Genomic DNA, 14,991 nt, shown 5'->3' with positions numbered 1-14,991 from the left:
GGCTCGCCGCTAAGACCTTCAAATCCCAGCAGTCAAAATGGAACAAAAACATGACGGGCACGGACAAGCAGACGGACGAAAATCGGATGACAGGCGCGGAAATCGTTATCCGCGCGCTCAAGGACAATGGTGTCGAACACCTGTTCGGCTATCCCGGCGGCGCCGTGCTTCCGATCTATGACGAGATCTTCCAGCAGGACGACATCAAGCACATCCTCGTTCGCCACGAGCAGGGCGCCGGCCACGCGGCCGAAGGCTATGCCCGCTCCACCGGCAAGGTCGGCGTCATGCTCGTCACGTCAGGTCCCGGCGCGACCAATGCAGTCACCCCGCTGCAGGACGCGCTGATGGATTCGATCCCGCTCGTCTGCCTCTCCGGCCAGGTTCCGACCTCGCTGATCGGCTCCGACGCCTTCCAGGAAGCCGATACCGTCGGCATCACGCGCCCCTGCACCAAGCACAACTGGCTGGTCAAGGACGTCAACGATCTGGCGGCGATCATCCATGAGGCCTTCCGCATCGCGCAGTCGGGTCGTCCGGGTCCCGTTCTGGTCGACATTCCGAAGGACGTCCAGTTCGCCACCGGCACCTACACGCCGCCGGCAGCGCATGCGATCCAGAAGAGCTACCAGCCGAAGGTTCAGGGCGATCTGAACCAGATCCAAGCTGCGATCGAGCTGATGTCGAAGGCGCGTCGTCCGATCATCTATTCCGGCGGCGGCGTCATCAACTCCGGGCCCGAGGCTTCCAAGCTGCTGCGCGAGCTGGTCGAGCTCACCGATTTCCCGATCACCTCGACGCTGATGGGTCTCGGCGCCTATCCGGCATCCGGCAAGAACTGGCTGAAGATGCTGGGCATGCACGGCTCCTATGAAGCGAACATGGCGATGCACGATTGCGACGTCATGGTCTGCATCGGTGCCCGCTTCGACGACCGCATCACCGGCCGCCTCAACGCGTTCTCGCCGAACTCGAAGAAGATCCACATCGATATCGACCCGTCGTCGATCAACAAGAATGTGCGCGTCGATGTTCCCATCCGTGGCGACGTCGGCAATATTCTGGAAGACATGGTTCGCCTGTGGCGAGCCCTGCCGAAGAAGCCGGAGAAGAGCCAGATCGCCGATTGGTGGGCCGATATCACCCGTTGGCGCGCGCGCAACTCGTTTGCCTACACGCAGAACAACGACGTGATCATGCCGCAATATGCGCTGGAGCGCCTCTATGCGCTGACCAAGGATCGCGACACCTTCATCACCACCGAAGTCGGTCAGCATCAGATGTGGGCGGCGCAGTTCTATGGCTTCGAGAAGCCGAACCGCTGGATGACATCGGGAGGTCTCGGAACGATGGGCTACGGCCTGCCGGCAGCGCTCGGCGTGCAGATCGCGCATCCGGAGAGCCTCGTCATCGACATCGCCGGCGATGCGTCGATCCAGATGTGCATCCAGGAAATGTCGGCCGCCATTCAGTATGAAGCGCCGATCAAGATCTTCATCATGAACAACCAGTACATGGGCATGGTGCGCCAGTGGCAGCAGCTGTTGCACGGCAACCGCCTGTCGAACTCCTACACCGAGGCGATGCCCGATTTCGTCAAGCTGGCGGAAGCCTATGGCGCCGTCGGCCTGCGTTGCGAAAAGCCCGGCGATCTCGACGCGACCATCCAGGAGATGATCGACGTCAAGAAGCCCGTCATCTTCGATTGCCGCGTCGCCAATCTCGCCAATTGCTTCCCGATGATCCCGTCGGGCAAGGCGCATAACGAGATGCTGCTGCCGGACGAAGCCACCGACGAGGCCGTCGCCAACGCCATCGACGCCAAGGGTCGTGCGCTCGTTTGATCGAAGCGAGGGGACGCGCTAGATTGATCGCGTCCCTTCCTTGAGGAGCAGGTGCCATGGCCAGAGTGAGGATATCGGAGAACGGGAGCGTACCACTGCCACAGGCGGTTCGTGATGCGCATGGCTGGAAGCCGGGCGCCGAGCTCGAGATCGTCGATGGCGGGCGCGGGGTCGTGTTGCAGCCGGTGGAGGCGGAGCAGGAAGTACCTGCCAAGAAGAAGCTCACGATCGAGGAGTTTCTGGCGATGCGGCCCAAATACGACGGGCCGCCGATCACAGACGAGATGATCGAGCAAGCGGTTCTGGAGGAGGCCAAGCGGCGCTGGGATGAGAAGAATAGTCGTTGATACCAACGTCTTCGTGCGTGCACTGGTGAAAGAAGCGTCAGAGCACGGCCGTATCGCCGAAGCTTTGCTGTCATCCGCTACCCTTGTGGTGACGCCGACTGTTTTGCTTGAAGGTGAATGGGTGATGCGCGGGATCATGAAAATCTCGCGTCAGACAATCAATCAGCTTCTGTCTGCGGCTCTCGAGATCGGCGCTTTCGAATTTGAACAGCATGCATCCGTGACGGTTGCCGTTCGCGCTCATGCAGCGGGCATGGACTTCGCCGACGCGCTGCACGTCAGCCTCACCGCTGCCGGCGAGACCTTTCTCACCTTCGACAAGGGTCTCGTCAAGCTTGCTCAAAAACACATCAATTCCGTCAGCGTTGAGCTGGCGTCCTGACATAATCTGAGGAACGGACCAAGACATGAACGCACACCTACAGCCGACGGGCTCCGCCTACTTCATTTCGCCGGAAACGGCGGCAATCGAGAACCACACGCTTTCGGTTCTCGTCGACAACGAGCCGGGCGTTCTTGCCCGCGTCATCGGCCTGTTTTCCGGCCGCGGCTACAATATCGAAAGCCTGACGGTGTCGGAGACCGAGCACCAGGCGCATCTGTCGCGCATCACCATCGTGACGCGTGGTACACCGCAGGTGCTGGAGCAGATCAAGGCGCAGCTCGAGCGCATCATTCCCGTGCATCGCGTTGTCGACCTGACGGTGCGTGCCCGCGAACTCGGCCAGGAGCGGCCGATCGAGCGGGAAGTGGCGTTGATCAAGGTGGCCGGCGATGGCGAGACGCGCGCCGAGACGCTGCGCCTGGCCGATGCCTTCCATGCCAAGGTCGTCGATGCGACGGTCGAGCACTTCATTCTCGAATTGACCGGCAAGTCCTCGAAGATCGACCAGTTCGTGGCAATCGTGAAGCCGCTCGGCCTGATTGAGGTCTGCCGCACCGGGATCGCGGCGATGAACCGTGGTCCGCAGGGCATGTAAGTCCTGACACCTAAGTCCGTTGGATAGGAAGCCGCTGGAGGTCAGAGCATCTCCAGCGGCTTTTTTCTTGATGGCGGCGGGAAGGCGGCGTCGAGGGCGGCGAGGTCCTCGTCGCTGAGATCGAGCGAGACGGCGTCGCGGTTTTCTGCGACGCGGGTGGCATTGGAGGTCTTGGGGATGGCGATAACGCCTTCGCGCTCCAGAAGGAAGGCCAGCGCCAGTTGGGCGGGCGTTGCCTGGTTGGCCTTGGCGATGCGGATGATCTCGGGGTGGTGGATGATGCGGCCCTGCTCGATCGGCGAATAGGCCATGACGGGAATGTTGCGCTGCTGGCACCAGGGCAGGAGATCGAACTCGATGCCGCGACGGCCGAGATTGTAGAGCACCTGGTTGGCGGCGACATTTTTGCCTGCGGGAACGGTGAGCAGTTCCTCCATGTCGTCGGTATCGAAGTTGGAGACGCCCCATTGGCCGATCTTGCCTTGAGACTTCAGCGTCTCGAAAGCCTCGACGGTCTCGGCCAGCGGGTGATTGCCGCGCCAGTGCAGGAGGTAGAGATCGATGCGGTCGGTGCCCATGCGCGACAGGCTGTTTTCGCAGGCCTCGATCGTGCCGTTGCGGCTGGCATTCCAGGGATAGACCTTGCTGACCAGATAGACCTCGTCGCGGCGACCACGGATCGCTTCGCCGACAATCTTCTCGGCGCCGCCTTCGGCATACATCTCGGCGGTGTCGATGAGCGTCATGCCGAGGTCGAGCCCGGCGCGCAGGCTTTCGATCTCGCGCTTGGCCTCCGAGGCTTTCTCGCCCATGTTCCAGGTGCCTTGACCAAGCACGGGCACTTCCTTGCCATCAGGCATGGTGAGCGTTGGGATCGGGTCGTCTTGCATGGTCGGCCTCGTCGTGTTCGTCGTGAATTGTCTACATCATCGATGACGGATGGCTCATGACATATGACATGCGTTCCGAATTCAACCGCGGCAATCCTGTCACCATGACAATATGCAAGTGGCCCCGCCGATTTAGGTCAATTATGCTGACCTAAATTAACAAGGCTCGTGGCGATGATCGCGGGCCACGGAGGTTGCCCCATGCCGCTGGATACGTTTCTGGCACTGCTTCTCTTTGCCTTTACCACATCGATCACGCCCGGCCCGAACAACATGATGCTGTTCACCTCTGGCGTAAATTTCGGCTTTCGCCGGACAATCCCGCATATGATCGGCATCGGCGCCGGGTTCTTCTCGTTGTTGATCGGCGTCGGGTTGGGGCTAGGCGCGGTGCTGCATACGGTGCCGGCGGTCTATACGGCGCTGAAGTTTGCGGGTGGCGCCTATCTGGTTTGGATCGCCTGGAAGATCGCGACGTCGCGGTCGCTGAGCGAAGGCAAGGGCGCGGTGAAGCCGATGTCTTTTCTGTCGGCGGCGGCGTTTCAGTGGGTCAATCCGAAGGCCTGGGTGATGGCGGTGACGGCGATGGCGACCTATACGATCCAGGATATCTATTTCGTCAGCGTCATGATCGTCGGGCTGGCCTTTGCCGCCGTCAATGTGCCGAGTGTTTCCACGTGGGCGGGTTTCGGCTCGGCCCTGCGCGACTGGCTGTCCGATCCTGTGCGGCTTAAGTGGTTCAACATCACCATGGCGGTGCTTCTGGTGCTTAGCCTGTGGCCGATGCTGAAATAGGCCGATCGCGTCGGTCGGGGCTTGGCGTTCGCTCCGTGAGTGCCTAAGGATAGGTCGACAATGGCGGAGGGTAGTCTCTTGCACGACGACCACGAACATCACGACGATAACCATGATCACGACCATCATCATGGCCATGATCATCACCACGACAACCACTATTCCGACATGCAGGCCCGCGTGAAGGCGCTGGAGACGGTGCTGACGGAGAAGGGGCTGATCGATCCGGCGGCGATCGATGCGATCGTCGATACCTACCAGACCAAGGTCGGCCCCAGGAACGGCGCGCGGGTTGTCGCCAAGGCGTGGAGCGATCCCGATTTCGCCGAATGGCTGAAACGGGACGCGACGGCTGCGATCGCCAGCCTCGGCTACACCGGACGCCAAGGCGAGCACATGCGCGCGGTGTTCAACACGGCGGAGACGCACAATCTCGTCGTCTGCACGCTGTGCTCCTGCTATCCATGGTCGGTGCTGGGGCTGCCGCCCACATGGTACAAGGCGCCGGCCTATCGTTCGCGGGCGGTGATCGATCCGCGCGGGGTGCTCGCCGAATTCGGCGTGAGCCTGCCGGAGAAACAGAAGATCCGCGTCTGGGATTCGACGGCGGAGCTGCGCTATCTCGTCATTCCGCAGCGGCCCGAGGGCACGGAGGGCTTGAGCGAGGAGCAGCTGGCCGATCTCGTCAGCCGCGATGCGATGATCGGCGCCGGCCTTGCCGCAGCACCGGGAGCAGCGGCATGAACGGGCCGCACGATCTCGGCGGGCAGATGGGCTTCGGACCTATCGCGCCGGAGAAGAACGAGCCCTATTTCCACGCGGAGTGGGAGAAGCGGGCGCTGGGGCTGACGCTTTCCTGCGGCGCCTTCGGCGCCTGGAACATCGACGAGAGCCGGCATGCGCGCGAGAGCATCCCGCCGGCCAACTATCTCTCCGCCAGCTATTACGAGATCTGGACGCGGGCGCTGGAGGTGCTGCTCGAGCGGCACGGCTTTACCAGCGCCGACGAGGTCGAGAGCGGCCACAGGCAGTTCGACGGCGCTGCGCCGAAGCGGGTGCTGAAGGCCGACATGGTCGCAGGTGTTCTTGCCAAGGGTGGCCCTTGCGATCGGCCGCTGGATCAGCCGGCGCGGTTCGCTGTTGGCGACAAGGTGAAGACGCGGAACTTCAATCCGACGACGCACACGCGGCTGCCGCGCTATGCGCGCGCCAAGGTCGGGGTTATCGAGGCGGTGCAGGGCTCCTTCGTGTTTCCTGACGATAACGCCCATGGCAAGGGTGAGAACCCGCAATGGGTCTATACCGTCGTGTTCGATGGTGGCGAGATCTGGGGCGAGGGGGCTGATGCGTCGTTGACGGTGTCGATCGATGCCTGGGAGAGCTATCTTGAGCCAGTGTGACACGCGCTCGCCGCTTGCCCAATCGCCGCAGCTGCCACGCTCCCACGACGGTGAGCCGGTGTTTCCGGAGCCGTGGGCTGCCGAGGCGTTTGCGATGACGGTGCATCTGCATGAGCGGGGGCTGTTTACGTGGACGGAGTGGGCGGAGGCTTTGTCCGGTGAGCTGCTCAAGCCCGGCCGGGCCGCCGATGGCAGCGACTATTTCGATTGCTGGGTGGCGGCGCTGTCTTCGATCCTCGTCGATCGCGGTGTGGCCGATGCGGAGACGATTGCCGCTTTGCAGCAGAGTTGGCAGCGGGCGGCGGAGGCGACGCCGCATGGGAAGCCTATTGAGCTTGCCAATGATCCGCAGCGCTAATGGTTCGATCGTCTCCTGGTGGTGACATCACGATGGAAACTGGCGGTAGCATTCCTCGGCGACCTTCCTCAACTCCTCGCGTGAAATCTCGCCGGTGACGGCGTAGCCGAGTTCGCCGTCGATCCAGTAGAAGGTCTCGATGTTGTCTGCTGAGGCGAAGCGGAAGCTGGTGGTCTTGTTCGCCGTGTTGCGGCCGACGAGGACGGTGAGGCGTTCGCCGGTCTGGTTCTCGTACATGAACATCGCGCCCGGCTTGCCGTCGACAGGCAGCAGGCGGCCGCCGACGAGATGGTAGTTCAGGCTCGTGAGATCGGGGACCTTGAGGTTCGATATAGCCAGGCGCTTGCCAAGCCATGTGGCGAGGTGGGCTTCCTCGTTGGCGAAGACTTCGACGGGGTGGCGGACTTCGCTGGCGTAGATGAGGAAGGCGTTCTGGGCTTCTTTCGGAAAGGTCTCCTGCGCCGTCAGTTGCAGTTGGGGGCGCTCGAAGAGAGCGGGGCCGTAGTGGCCGGCAAGCGTGCCGGCGGCGAAGATGGCGACGGTTGCCGCGACGGCGGCGAGGCGCTTCAACGAAGGGGAGAGCGCGGGTGGTTTGCCGATCATGTCGCCGTCGCCGGGCCTGCTCTTTTCGTAGCCTGAGAACATTGCCTTGATGCCGGCGTTTTGCGCCTGCCATTCGGCTATTCTTGCGGCATCCTCGGGATTGTCTCGCAGCCAGGCTTCGATGCGCGAACGGTCGGCATCGGCGAGCAGGCCATCGGTGTAGGCGTGGAGGTCCGCTTCGGTCACGGGTTGGTCGGCGGCGTTCATTTCGGTCTCCGAAGCGTAATGACGTTGTCTGATTTCATGTGTTCGGCCAGTTGCTGGCGCGCGCGCGACAGGCGCGACATGACAGTGCCCAAGGGTATGTCGAGCATGTCGGCCACTTCCTGGTAGGTGTAGCCCTCGATGACGACAAGCATCAGCACGGCGCGGTGATCTTCCGAAAGACCGTTCAGCGCGTCCTCCAGGCGGGAGCGTTCGAGCGGGTCGGTTGATTCTTCGGGTGCGGCCACGTCGATCGCACCATCTATGTCCACGAGGTTACCGCGCACGATGGTGCGGCGCTGGTTGCGGTAGAGGTTGGTCATGATCGTCAGCACCCAGCCGCGCAGGTTCAGGCCGCGCCACTGCGTGCGGCGGGCGAGCACTTTCTCGACGCAGTCCTGCAGCAGGTCCTCGCCATCGCTGTCGGAGCGCGTCAGACTGCGGGAATAGCGCCTGAGCGACGGGAGGAGGGCCAGGATCTGGCCCTCGAATGTTTCGGGTGCGGGTGGCTTCATGCGATCAAGCCTGCCCAGCGCTTATGGCTTTGCGACATCCCATACATCCTTGACGCCGTCACCGGTGATATCGCCCATCTTCTTGTCCTTGACCCAGAAGTAGAGTGGCATGCCGTCCTTTGCCCATTGCTTCATGCCGTCCTTGCGGTCCACGATCGAGTATGCCCCTTCCGGCTTGGCATTTCCATCGGCCATCAGCGGCGGCCAGTTCTTGGCGCAATCGTCGTAGCAATTGGAAACGTCCTTGGTGTCCTTCTTGAAGGTGTAGAGCGACATGCCGTTTTCGCCCGCGAGCACCTTGCCCTTGGCGGAATCGACCGTCTTGACGGGCGGGGCGGCGAGGGCGGCGGTGGCGGCTGCGGATGCGAAAGTGAGAGCGATCAGGAATTTCGCGGATTTCATCGGGTGTCTCCTCGGGTTGGGCGCACGCGGTTTGCGTTGCCTGACATGAGACAAAGCGAGGGGCGATTTTATTCCCTGGTATCGGCGATTTTTTTCGACAGCGCACGAGGGTCGACCGTCTCGCGGCATTTTGCGGTTGCCTATCGCTGACGAATCCTGCCAAGTCGATGGATCATGCAATTTGCTCCGCAACAAGACGAAGCCCTGAAAGCCGTTGCCAAATGGCTGAAGGAGGGCAAGGCCCCGATTTTTCGCCTGTTCGGCTATGCCGGCACGGGCAAGACGACACTTGCGCGGCATTTCGCCGAGCATGTCGATGGCGAGGTGCTGTTTGCGGCATTCACCGGCAAGGCGGCGCAGGTGTTGCGTACGCGTGGCGCCAGCAATGCGCGCACGCTGCATTCGCTGATCTATCGTCCACGCGGCGAAGAGGCCGTCGAGGACGAGGAGACCGGCAAGACCTCAATCGCGCCGATGTTCACCATCAACCGCCAGAGCCCCGTTGCCAAGGCGGCGCTGATCATCGTCGACGAATGCTCGATGGTGGATGAGGCGCTGGGCAAGGACTTGATGAGCTTCGGCACGCCGATCCTTGTTCTCGGCGATCCCGGCCAGCTGCCGCCGGTCTCCGGGGGCGGGTTCTTCACCAACCAGGAACCCGACTATCTCTTGACCGATATCCACCGGCAGGCGCGCGACAACCCGATCATCGGGCTCGCCATGCAGGTGCGCGAGGGCAAGGAGATCATGTATGGCGATTATGGCGCGGCGCAGGTGATCTCGAAGAACGAGGTCAACCAGTCGCTGGTGCTCGATGCCGACCAGGTGCTTGTCGGCACCAACCGCACGCGGCGGCGCTATAATCAGCGGCTGCGCGAGCTGAAGGGTTTCTCAGCCGATTATCCGCAGACGGGCGACAAGCTGGTCTGCCTGCGCAACGATCCGGCCAAGGGGCTGCTCAACGGTTCGCTCTGGCAGGTGATGACGTCGTCGAAGGAGACGACGAAGCCGGGGATCAACCTTCTGATCCGGCCAGAGGATGACGATATCGATCGCGGGGCGGCGAAGATCAAGCTGCTGAAGCAGGCCTTCGAGGATGTCGAGGGCGAGATTCCCTGGAATACCCGCAAGCGCTACGACGAGTTCGATTTCGGCTATGCGCTGACCGTGCACAAGGCGCAGGGTTCGCAGTGGAACAATGTCGTGCTGTTCGATGAAAGCTGGGCGTTTCGCGATACGAGGGAGCGCTGGCTCTACACGGCGATCACGCGCGCGGCTGAAACGTTGACGATCGTCCGCTGATTTTAAATTTGCACGATACCGAGCAGGACCGCCTTGGCGATTGCCTGGAAGCGGTTGTTGGTGTCGAGCTTTCTGATGATCGCGGCCTCGATCGACTTCGCGTCGTCCTCCTTGAGATCAAGCGTGCGGGCGATGCGTTGGGTCGATAGTCCCTCGGTCATCAGCACGAGGCAGCGATATTCCTGTTCGGTGAGCGTGCGCTCATGCTGGTTGTCGTTGAGCGGCGGCTCGTCGCCGGGGGCGGTGTTTTCGAGCAGTTCGGTGACCTGCTGAAGCTGGCGGTGCAGCGTCGACATTTCCGCCGTCAGTTCGCGCTTTCGCGAGGCAAGGGCGGCGGCGAAGACGGCGTCGGCATCCTGCTGCGAGGTTGATCTGCAGAGATCGGCCATCAGTTCCTGAATGACGGCCACCGGCATGCCCGCCTCGCGGCAGACGTTGATGACGGCCATGCGCCTGATGTCGGCGTGCTCGTAGACGCGCATCAGCCCGATGCGGCTCGACGCTATCAGCCCTTTCTCCTCGTAGAAATGCAGGGTCCGGTGGGTGACGCCGAAGGCGTTGGCCATGTCGGCGATCGCGACCTTGCCGCCGGGCAGGCTTGCCGGGCGGGCGACGCGCGGCAGGAACCTGAAATCGGGAGGTGCCTGGGGCGGAGCGTTTGGTCTTGCAGCCTGCTTATGTCGTTCGGACATGAGCCCTCCTGTTCTACGCATGATCAAGTGCGCGCATGACACGGATACGGGCGCGGTCGAGCGGTTTTGACGATGCATTCCCGGTCGGCATGCAAAGCAACGGATCCTCGATTTGGTGATCCATTGCGATCAGACTATGCGTTAAACGACTGATTTGTTATCCTTAAAAATAGTCACTTGTAAATAATAGTCGAATGTACATGCGACAGCACTGCAACTTCTGAACGAATCATCGGGCGCGTTTCGGTCCCGGATGCTTAATCGTTTTTCTGATGCGTCTTGCCGTTGGCGTTACTTTGCTTGCGGCGATGTGGCGACGGTGAGCCATCAATCAGAAATTCACATGCAATCATGCACGAATCTCGTTGGCCGCGACGGCGTCCTTGGCTTAAAAGCGGGGCAGCTTCTTTCATTGAATGGAAACTCGCCATGCCCACCACGCTTTCCGTCAATCTCAACGCCATCGCCATGCTGCGCAATCGCCGCGATCTGCCCTGGCCAAGCGTCGAGGCGCTGGGGCGCATCGCGCTCAAATCGGGCGCGAGCGGGCTGACGGTGCATCCGCGCCCCGACGAGCGGCACATCCGGTTTTCCGATCTGCCTGTCATCCGCAACCTGATCGACGATGAATTTCCTGAAGCGGAGTTCAACATCGAGGGCTATCCGACGGATGAGTTCCTCGACCTCTGCGTCAAGGCCGCGCCCGAGCAGGTGACACTGGTGCCGGATCATCCCTCGCAGGCGACCTCCGATCACGGCTGGGACTTCCGCAAGGACCGTGAACTGCTCACGGATGTGATCGCGCGGCTGAAGAAGATGGGTACGCGTGTATCGCTGTTTGCCGATGGCGACGGGGACGAGGAGGCGGTGGCGATTGCCAAGGCGGTCGGCGCCGATCGGATCGAGCTCTACACCGGCCCCTACGGCGGCTGTTACGACGCGCCGGAGCGGGTGGGGCCTATCCTCGAGGCGCTCGGCAAGACGGCGGATGCCGCGCTGGCGATCGGGCTCGGCGTCAATGCCGGCCATGACCTCACCGTCGCCAACCTGCCGCCGCTGGTCAAGCGCATCCCGAAGCTTGCGGAGGTCTCGATCGGCCACGGGCTGACGGCGGATGCGCTGGAGTTCGGCATGGCCGAGACCGTGCGCCGCTTCTGCCGCGCCTGCGGCCAGAAGATCTGAGCCTAGCCAGACAAACAAAAGCCCGCCCCGGTGGTGCGGAGCGGGCTGTGGCTTCAGGGAACGCGCTGTCAGGCGACGAGCGCTGCCTTGTTGGCCACGAAGTAGTCCTTCAGCGACTGCGGCTGCTTGCCGGTCAGTTTGTTGAAGTCCTCGGTCACGTGATCGAAATTGCCGGCGCGGACATTGGCGTCGGCCGAAACCAGCATGTCAGCGACAAAATCAGGAAGACCGGCGCCGAGCAGGCCCTGGCGCAGTTGGTCGTCCGTGACCTTCACGGCGGCGAGCGGCTTGCCGACGGCTTGCGAGATGGCGGCGGCGATCTCGTCGGCGGAAAGCGACTGCGCGCCGGTCAGCGTGTAGGTGGCGCTGTCCTTGGTGTCCGATGTGAGGGCCGCGGCGGCTGCAAGGGCGCAATCGTCACGCGAAATGTTCGGCACCTTGCCGTCGCCCGATGCCGTGTACCAGCTGCCGCCCTGCAGATTGTGCGGCATGGAATGCATGTAGTTGTCGAGATACCAGGCGTTGCGGATGATCGTGTAGGGCAGGCCGCTTGCCTTGACGGCGTTTTCGGTGCCGAGGTGATCGGGCGCGAAGGTGACGAGCGACTTGTCGGGCGAAGGCATCGAGGTGTAGGCGATGTGCTTGACGCCCGCCTTGACGGCGGCGGCAACAGCAGTCGTGTGCTGCTTCAGGCGCTGGCCGGGAACGGCGAGTGCGTCGGTGCTGATGATGAGCACGCGATCGGCGCCCTTGAAGGCTGTTTCCAGCGAGGCGGCGTCGTCGAAATCGGCCTTGCGGGTCTGAACGCCCTTGGCGGCAAGGTCAGCCAGCTTGGAGGTGTCGCGGCTGGCGGCGATCAGGTTGGCCGCGGGAACCTTGTAGGTCTCGAGCAGGTGATGGATGACGCGCTGGCCGAGCTGTCCGGCGGCACCGGTGATGAGGATCGTTTCGCTCATGTCTGTAAACCTCTAGGTTCGATTGCTGGTCTCGAAAAGAGACTAGGGCTAAAATAGGGATTGACCGGCAGCTGTAAAGGAGGCAGTTTTTGCGCCGTAAGTTACCAAAAGGGAACCAGCAGAATGGCCGGCACCGTCGTCAACCTGAAGAGCAAGGCCGAGCCGCGCGTGCGGAACGAGGTCGATCTCTCCAAGCTCGATTTCAACAATTGCCCGGTGCGGGACATGATGCAGCAGATCGGCGGCAAGTGGTCGACGCTGATGCTGGAGGCGCTGTCGCAGCAGCCTTACCGCTTTGGGGAGCTTCGCCGGATGATCCCGGATATTTCGCAGCGCATGCTGACGCAGACGCTGCGCGACCTGCAGCGCGACGGTTATATCGAGCGCGAGGTGTTTCCGACCAAGCCGCCGAGCGTCGAGTACCGGATGACGGATCTCGGAAACTCGCTCTACCAGACGCTGGCACTGCTTTTGAACTGGGCGGAGAACAACCATGAGGCCGTTCGCTCCGCCCGGGTCAAGTTCGACGCATCGGGCGCGTGACGCTTGCGTGCCTTGCGGCGCTCATTGAAGCGTCACGCCGTTCCCGATCGTGATCAGCGCTTCCGCAGCCCTTCCGTGAGGAAAAGCAGGAAGGCGAGGCTGGGGAAGCAGAGGCCGATCCAGGCAGTCAGCGTCCAGCCGCCGGTGGCGAATGCCCAGCCGCCGATGGCGGAGCCGAGCGCACCGCCGGCGAAGAAGGTTGCCATGAAGAGGCCGTTGAGGCGGCTGCGGTGCTCCGGGCTGATCGCGTAGATCGCCCTCTGGCCGACAACGAGGTTGGTCGTTACCCCGAAATCCAGAATGATCGCGGCCGCTGTCAGTAGCGTCAGCGCGAGCGCCGAGCCGTCGGTCGCGAAATGGCTGATCAGGAAGGCGGTGATGCCGCAGAGCATGGCGATTGTCGAGGCGATCCTGGTGAGGCCGCGGTCGGCGAGGCGGCCCGCGATCGGCGAGGCGATGGCGCCGGCGGCACCGGCAAGCGCGAAGAGCGCGATGCCGTTCTGCGTCAGGCCGAAGGCGGGGCTGGCGAGCAGGAGCGGCGTCGTCGTCCAGAACAGGCTGAATGCGCCGAACATGCCCGCCTGATAGAGCGCACGGCGCTGCAGGACGCGGGAATGCAGGGCGAGGTGCGCCATGGAGGCCAAGAGCGCGCCATAGCTCAGCCGAGTGTGCGGGGTGCGCACGGGCAGCTGGACGCGCAGGATGGCGGCGAGCAGGATCATGACGACGGCCGACGCGTAATAGACGACATGCCAGGAGGTGGCTTCCGCGAGGAAGCTTGCGACCGGGCGGGCGAGCATGATGCCGCAGAGCAGGCCGCTCATGACATTGCCGACGACACGGCCGCGCGAGGCATCGGGCGCCATGTTGGCGGCGAAGGGGACGAGGACCTGAACGGCGACCGAGCCCATGCCGATACAGAGCGAGGCGGTGAGGAACATGGTTGGCGTCGTCGACAGGGCGGCGCCGATCAGCGACACGGCCGAGGCGGCGACCAGGGTCAGCACCAGCCTGCGGTTTTCCATGAGGTCGCCCAGCGGCACGATCAAAAGCAGGCCGAGGCCATAGCCGATCTGCGTCAGCGTGACGATCAGGCCGGTGGCGGCCGGGCTGAAGCCGAGCGAGGCGCTGATCGGGCCGGCGAGCGGCTGGCCATAATAGAGATTGGCGGCCACGAGCCCGCAGGCGGCGGCGAAAAGGAATGTCATCAAAGGCGAGATCGTTGGCGCGGCAACGGTCTCAGGTGTGGTGGACGAAAGGCTCATGCTGGGCTCCGGTGGGGCAGACGGACAGTAGAGGTGATCGAGGGCGCGGTTTTGCGCGCTCATGGGAAAACAATCAGGTCAGAAGCTTCATCGCCTCGCGGGCGACGGCGTCCATATCCGGCGCGGTGCGACCGGTCTTGCCGACGATACGCATGCCTGCGGTCAGGCAAAGCAGGGTGCGCGCGGTGGCTTCGACATCGAGCGTGGCTGAAATGGAGCCATCGCTCTGGCCGAGGCGGATGAGTTCGACCAGGTGCGCTTCATTGGCGTCGAAGGCGTCCGAGACACGTCGCGCGGCTTCGCCGTCGAAGATCGCGAGCTCATTGGCGCTGCCGACCACGAGGCATCCTCGCATGCCGGACGCACCATGCGAAGACGATGCGTAGGAGCTCAGAAGCTCACGGACCTTGTCGCGGCCGGTGGCGGCTTCTTGAAGGCGGGCGTCGAGCAGGGCGCGGCGGATGCGCCTATAGCGGTCGAAGGCGGCGAGGAAGATGCCGCGCTTGTCCTTGAATGCCTTGTAGACGCTGCCCGAGGTCAGCTGCATCGCCTCGGTCAGCTCGCTGATCGAGGCGGCGTGATAGCCGCGTTCGGAAAAGACGTCGAGCGCCTTGCCAAGCGCTGCGTCCATATCGAATTCACGCGGGCGTCCGCGCGCTCGGCCGGTGTCGATGAGTGCGTGTGTGGTCATGGATCGACTGATTAGGAAATGA

General features: G+C 62.8%; 19 protein-coding genes. 11 read left to right on the top strand and 8 right to left on the bottom strand.

Annotated features, from left to right (window positions below):
• Positions 1 to 50 precede the first annotated feature (50 nt).
• Genes ACVTFQ_RS10395 through ilvN form a run of 4 tightly spaced genes read left to right on the top strand, consistent with a single transcriptional unit; the run spans position 51 to position 3,171 of the window.
• Positions 51 to 1,844, top strand: a complete 1,794-nt coding sequence (locus tag ACVTFQ_RS10395) for an acetolactate synthase 3 large subunit (protein ID WP_111562026.1) — start codon at positions 51 to 53, stop codon at positions 1,842 to 1,844.
• 56 nt (positions 1,845 to 1,900) lie between these two features.
• Positions 1,901 to 2,191: an AbrB/MazE/SpoVT family DNA-binding domain-containing protein gene (locus ACVTFQ_RS10390; RefSeq protein ID WP_111562025.1), complete on the top strand. Its 291-nt coding sequence runs from the start codon at positions 1,901 to 1,903 to the stop codon at positions 2,189 to 2,191.
• Positions 2,172 to 2,573, top strand: coding sequence for a type II toxin-antitoxin system VapC family toxin (locus ACVTFQ_RS10385; RefSeq protein ID WP_111562024.1), 402 nt, complete (start codon positions 2,172 to 2,174; stop codon positions 2,571 to 2,573). Before ACVTFQ_RS10390 ends, ACVTFQ_RS10385 begins: the two co-directional genes overlap by 20 nt.
• Positions 2,574 to 2,598: 25 nt before the next feature.
• Positions 2,599 to 3,171 (top strand): acetolactate synthase small subunit, encoded by a 573-nt coding sequence (ilvN, locus tag ACVTFQ_RS10380; RefSeq protein WP_018900306.1) that lies wholly within the window; start codon positions 2,599 to 2,601, stop codon positions 3,169 to 3,171.
• A gap of 41 nt (positions 3,172 to 3,212) precedes the next feature.
• Here ilvN and ACVTFQ_RS10375 read toward each other — a convergent pair whose 3' ends face one another.
• Positions 3,213 to 4,061 carry an aldo/keto reductase gene (locus ACVTFQ_RS10375; protein ID WP_111562023.1) on the bottom strand — a complete coding sequence of 283 codons (849 nt, stop codon included), beginning with the start codon at positions 4,059 to 4,061 and terminating at the stop codon, positions 3,213 to 3,215.
• 201 nt (positions 4,062 to 4,262) lie between these two features.
• Between ACVTFQ_RS10375 and ACVTFQ_RS10370 the strand changes: the two genes are divergently transcribed.
• The 4 genes from ACVTFQ_RS10370 to ACVTFQ_RS10355 are packed head-to-tail and all read left to right on the top strand — an operon-like array spanning position 4,263 to position 6,614.
• Positions 4,263 to 4,856 (top strand): LysE family translocator, encoded by a 594-nt coding sequence (locus ACVTFQ_RS10370; protein ID WP_111562022.1) that lies wholly within the window; start codon positions 4,263 to 4,265, stop codon positions 4,854 to 4,856.
• 60 nt (positions 4,857 to 4,916) lie between these two features.
• Complete coding sequence (nthA, locus tag ACVTFQ_RS10365; RefSeq protein WP_111562021.1) at positions 4,917 to 5,600, top strand: nitrile hydratase subunit alpha; 684 nt, start codon at positions 4,917 to 4,919, stop codon at positions 5,598 to 5,600.
• The gene (gene nthB / locus ACVTFQ_RS10360) at positions 5,597 to 6,256 is read left to right on the top strand and encodes a nitrile hydratase subunit beta (RefSeq protein WP_112435955.1); all 660 of its coding nucleotides are present in this window, start codon (positions 5,597 to 5,599) and stop codon (positions 6,254 to 6,256) included. The genes nthA and nthB overlap by 4 nt, the downstream gene beginning before the upstream one ends.
• Positions 6,243 to 6,614, top strand: coding sequence for a nitrile hydratase accessory protein (locus ACVTFQ_RS10355; protein WP_111562019.1), 372 nt, complete (start codon positions 6,243 to 6,245; stop codon positions 6,612 to 6,614). Before nthB ends, ACVTFQ_RS10355 begins: the two co-directional genes overlap by 14 nt.
• 27 nt (positions 6,615 to 6,641) lie before the next feature.
• On the opposite strand, the gene ACVTFQ_RS10350 is transcribed toward ACVTFQ_RS10355, so the two are convergent.
• Genes ACVTFQ_RS10350 through ACVTFQ_RS10340 form a run of 3 tightly spaced genes read right to left on the bottom strand, consistent with a single transcriptional unit; the run spans position 6,642 to position 8,338 of the window.
• Positions 6,642 to 7,424 carry an anti-sigma factor family protein gene (locus ACVTFQ_RS10350; RefSeq protein WP_111562018.1) on the bottom strand — a complete coding sequence of 261 codons (783 nt, stop codon included), beginning with the start codon at positions 7,422 to 7,424 and terminating at the stop codon, positions 6,642 to 6,644.
• Positions 7,421 to 7,936: an RNA polymerase sigma factor gene (locus ACVTFQ_RS10345; RefSeq protein WP_111562017.1), complete on the bottom strand. Its 516-nt coding sequence runs from the start codon at positions 7,934 to 7,936 to the stop codon at positions 7,421 to 7,423. Before ACVTFQ_RS10345 ends, ACVTFQ_RS10350 begins: the two co-directional genes overlap by 4 nt.
• Before the next feature lie 21 nt (positions 7,937 to 7,957).
• Positions 7,958 to 8,338, bottom strand: a complete 381-nt coding sequence (locus ACVTFQ_RS10340; protein WP_111562016.1) for a COG4315 family predicted lipoprotein — start codon at positions 8,336 to 8,338, stop codon at positions 7,958 to 7,960.
• A 174-nt stretch (positions 8,339 to 8,512) separates the two neighbouring features.
• Between ACVTFQ_RS10340 and ACVTFQ_RS10335 the strand changes: the two genes are divergently transcribed.
• Complete coding sequence (locus ACVTFQ_RS10335) at positions 8,513 to 9,640, top strand: ATP-dependent DNA helicase (RefSeq protein ID WP_111562015.1); 1,128 nt, start codon at positions 8,513 to 8,515, stop codon at positions 9,638 to 9,640.
• A gap of 2 nt (positions 9,641 to 9,642) precedes the next feature.
• Here ACVTFQ_RS10335 and ACVTFQ_RS10330 read toward each other — a convergent pair whose 3' ends face one another.
• A complete protein-coding gene (locus ACVTFQ_RS10330; protein WP_111562014.1) occupies positions 9,643 to 10,332 on the bottom strand; it encodes a MerR family transcriptional regulator in 690 nt (229 codons plus the stop codon).
• A 429-nt stretch (positions 10,333 to 10,761) separates the two neighbouring features.
• Here ACVTFQ_RS10330 and ACVTFQ_RS10325 point away from each other — a divergent pair, with 429 nt between their 5' ends.
• Complete coding sequence (locus ACVTFQ_RS10325) at positions 10,762 to 11,514, top strand: pyridoxine 5'-phosphate synthase (RefSeq protein WP_111562013.1); 753 nt, start codon at positions 10,762 to 10,764, stop codon at positions 11,512 to 11,514.
• 68 nt (positions 11,515 to 11,582) lie between these two features.
• On the opposite strand, the gene ACVTFQ_RS10320 is transcribed toward ACVTFQ_RS10325, so the two are convergent.
• Positions 11,583 to 12,470 carry an SDR family oxidoreductase gene (locus tag ACVTFQ_RS10320; protein WP_111562012.1) on the bottom strand — a complete coding sequence of 296 codons (888 nt, stop codon included), beginning with the start codon at positions 12,468 to 12,470 and terminating at the stop codon, positions 11,583 to 11,585.
• A 123-nt stretch (positions 12,471 to 12,593) separates the two neighbouring features.
• Between ACVTFQ_RS10320 and ACVTFQ_RS10315 the strand changes: the two genes are divergently transcribed.
• The gene (locus ACVTFQ_RS10315; RefSeq protein WP_018900326.1) at positions 12,594 to 13,013 is read left to right on the top strand and encodes a winged helix-turn-helix transcriptional regulator; all 420 of its coding nucleotides are present in this window, start codon (positions 12,594 to 12,596) and stop codon (positions 13,011 to 13,013) included.
• A gap of 53 nt (positions 13,014 to 13,066) precedes the next feature.
• On the opposite strand, the gene ACVTFQ_RS10310 is transcribed toward ACVTFQ_RS10315, so the two are convergent.
• Together ACVTFQ_RS10310 and ACVTFQ_RS10305 are read right to left on the bottom strand one after the other, a co-directional pair.
• Complete coding sequence (locus ACVTFQ_RS10310) at positions 13,067 to 14,278, bottom strand: MFS transporter (protein ID WP_111562011.1); 1,212 nt, start codon at positions 14,276 to 14,278, stop codon at positions 13,067 to 13,069.
• A 73-nt stretch (positions 14,279 to 14,351) separates the two neighbouring features.
• The gene (locus tag ACVTFQ_RS10305) at positions 14,352 to 14,969 is read right to left on the bottom strand and encodes a TetR/AcrR family transcriptional regulator (protein WP_111562010.1); all 618 of its coding nucleotides are present in this window, start codon (positions 14,967 to 14,969) and stop codon (positions 14,352 to 14,354) included.
• Positions 14,970 to 14,991: the final 22 nt, after the last annotated feature.

Source organism: Rhizobium sp. O111 (assembly GCF_055616315.1).
The sequence above is the reverse complement of the archived record's forward strand: the minus strand, read 5'-3'. Positions and strand labels throughout refer to the sequence as shown.